Source organism: Terasakiella pusilla DSM 6293, assembly GCF_000688235.1.
In the GTDB taxonomy this organism is placed as follows: Bacteria; Pseudomonadota; Alphaproteobacteria; order Rhodospirillales; family Terasakiellaceae; genus Terasakiella; species Terasakiella pusilla.
In genome coordinates this window covers 1-2345 of sequence record NZ_JHYO01000070.1, presented here as the reverse complement: position 1 = coordinate 2345, position 2345 = coordinate 1, and the positions used below count along the sequence as shown (strand labels likewise).

Sequence of the window (2345 nt, the reverse complement as noted above, 5' to 3'; positions counted from 1 at the left end):
AGCCACTTGCTTGCGAGTCAAACCACTGGTGAGGGCAAGCTGGATGGTTTCCGATTTAAACGCATCTGATCTTTTGAGATTCATAAGTTCCTCATATTGAGCTCAGTCTAACAGAAAGTACTCTCCACTTTATAGGGACGGGACCAGTCGACTATATCACTTTTTAAAAAGCTCGTTATAGAGGACCTCTGATGCTACAGCATGACCTTTTTCACTCCAGTGACCGTCACAAGGCAAAAAGAGGTCAGGTATTTTTTTTGTATGACTCAGCATGCCTTCAGTAAGGTCAATGTAATGAAAACCATTAGTTTTTGCAAATTGCTTCATTTTCAGAACCATCGGACTGGGTTCAGATTGTAGCCGCTTGAAATCTGAAAGCCTTGGAATTGTAAAAAAGTAAACTGGCTTGCCATTTGCTGTTTTCTTGATTTCGTTCAAATAAAAAAACGTGGCTTCCAGCTGCTCTTTTGTATAGTCAAAATACCCTGAATATGTGCCCGCGGTTATGCTAGACCCTCTAGTGTAATAACGTAATTCACGATAAACGCCATAAGACCAAGTAAGCCGTTGCATTTTGTTTTTAAACGAAATACCACGCTTTTGATCTTCGCCGCGATAATCTTCAAACGTTAGTTCATGTTCCGGTCTTTTTACGTTGTAAAAGTGGGAAAAACCTCTCTCCCCATTCTGTTTTTTCCAATACGGGCGATATCTTTTTTTGAAACCGCTCTCATTGGCTTTTTGCCAATATGCAGGGTCATTATCTGTGAAATCGTTATCCGGTAAAATTGAAACCAAAACCCGCTCATGGTTAAACTGTGATGCGAGTTCTTTATACAATATACTATACTGGAGAGGGCCAAAATCTCCAGAGGTCCCGAAATTTAAGAATGAATGATTTGTCAATTTTTCTAACTTATCCGTAAAGCGTTTTGATGCCTCTACGCCAAAACCTTCTACGAATGAATCCCCTAAAACGACAACTCTGGCGCCGCCTGATTTTAAGTTTCTTTCCTTATCCCTCGCACCATAGCTATTTGCAATCAGTTCAACACCGAAGCATTTTAACTCTTTGTATCCTCGCCCATTGGCTTTGTGCCAAGCCCCCCAAGGATTGAACTCTGTCATCCATTGTTGTTCTGTATCGTTTGCATTTGAAACATAAGATGGCTTGTAATTGGATATTGAAAGCCCCAGTTTAAAATAAAGATATGAAGCTCCTTCAATAAGAAGAAAGAGGACAATGAGATTTAAAAAAATGACTTTTACGATTTTCATAATCAATCCAACTCAAATGCATTTGTGTAATCAATTTTCAGTTTTTCTTCCTGGTCTTCTTTTTTCAGAAAGCAATTTCTCACGACAAGGTTATCAAGCTCAGTTCCCATGAAGCAACGAAAAATGTCTTCCCTTGCATTGGCTATTGGCTCCCCGGGAACGTTGAAACTGGTGTGTACAGATGCAGAGGGAAAGAGTCATCCTCTTTCACATCAATGATACTATCTATGGCTAGGTCTTTATATTGGGGTTCCGCATAAGGGGCGAGCCCCACAGCCTTATATTCGCAGGAATGACCTCTAAGACAAGCATAACAGGCAGATACCGCATGGCTTTGATGATGTTCACCTAACAGTAGGGTGTTCATCCAATCAAAAACAGGAACGTATTTTTTAAACTCTTTGCGTAAAAAGTCTTTCTGGAACAATTTCTCTTTGGGCCATCTCGGAATAGCTGTCTTGAAAGAAAGAAACCCACTTTGGGCTAAGGAAAGATACGTTTCCCGCAAGCGTTCAAATTTTAAAAGCGCCTTATCATGAAATTCTACTGAAACGACACACGCCTTCGAGGGGGAATTTGGATCATGTTTTTTGCGGGTAAAGCGTTCTTCCTGTGGAGCGGCAAAAATAACACGATCTTGGATAAGGGCCGCCATAATATCATGATAGAATGCAGAAATGTCGGGAATACGCATTACAATTCCTTGGAGCAAAATATAGATGAATGGAGCGACAGCAGAACTTTGTGCCAAAACAAGTAGTTTTCCCAAATGATACTAATACAATAATGATCGGCAAGAGCTAGGATTTCTAGTGTTTTCTCATACCTATCCGAATTTCAATCAGGAAAGACATCTGGTCCCGTCCCTATAAAGTGGAGAGTAATTTCTGTTAGACTGAGCTCCACAGGAGGAACTTATGAATCTCAAAAAATCAGATGCGTTTAAATCGGAAGCCATCCAGCTAGAGATGGTCCCCAAAAACTGGACAGGGTGTTAAGGTGGGATAGCCGCTTTTTGAACTTGCCCCAATCTTTGGACCATCGGATGTAAGAAAATTCCCTTGAGG

The 2345-nt window shown here is 40.7% G+C and carries 3 protein-coding genes; all 3 read right to left on the bottom strand.

Annotation, left to right across the window (positions count from 1 at the left end):
* Positions 1 to 156: 156 nt before the first annotated feature.
* The 3 genes from Q397_RS0120080 to Q397_RS0120070 are packed head-to-tail and all read right to left on the bottom strand — an operon-like array spanning position 157 to position 1972.
* Positions 157 to 1278: an SGNH/GDSL hydrolase family protein gene (locus Q397_RS0120080; RefSeq protein WP_028880904.1), complete on the bottom strand. Its 1122-nt coding sequence runs from the start codon at positions 1276 to 1278 to the stop codon at positions 157 to 159.
* Positions 1279 to 1280: 2 nt separating this feature from the next.
* Positions 1281 to 1403, bottom strand: coding sequence for a hypothetical protein (locus Q397_RS25620; protein WP_420864647.1), 123 nt, complete (start codon positions 1401 to 1403; stop codon positions 1281 to 1283).
* Positions 1404 to 1420: 17 nt separating this feature from the next.
* A complete protein-coding gene (locus tag Q397_RS0120070; protein WP_028880903.1) occupies positions 1421 to 1972 on the bottom strand; it encodes a carbamoyltransferase N-terminal domain-containing protein in 552 nt (183 codons plus the stop codon).
* Positions 1973 to 2345: the final 373 nt, after the last annotated feature.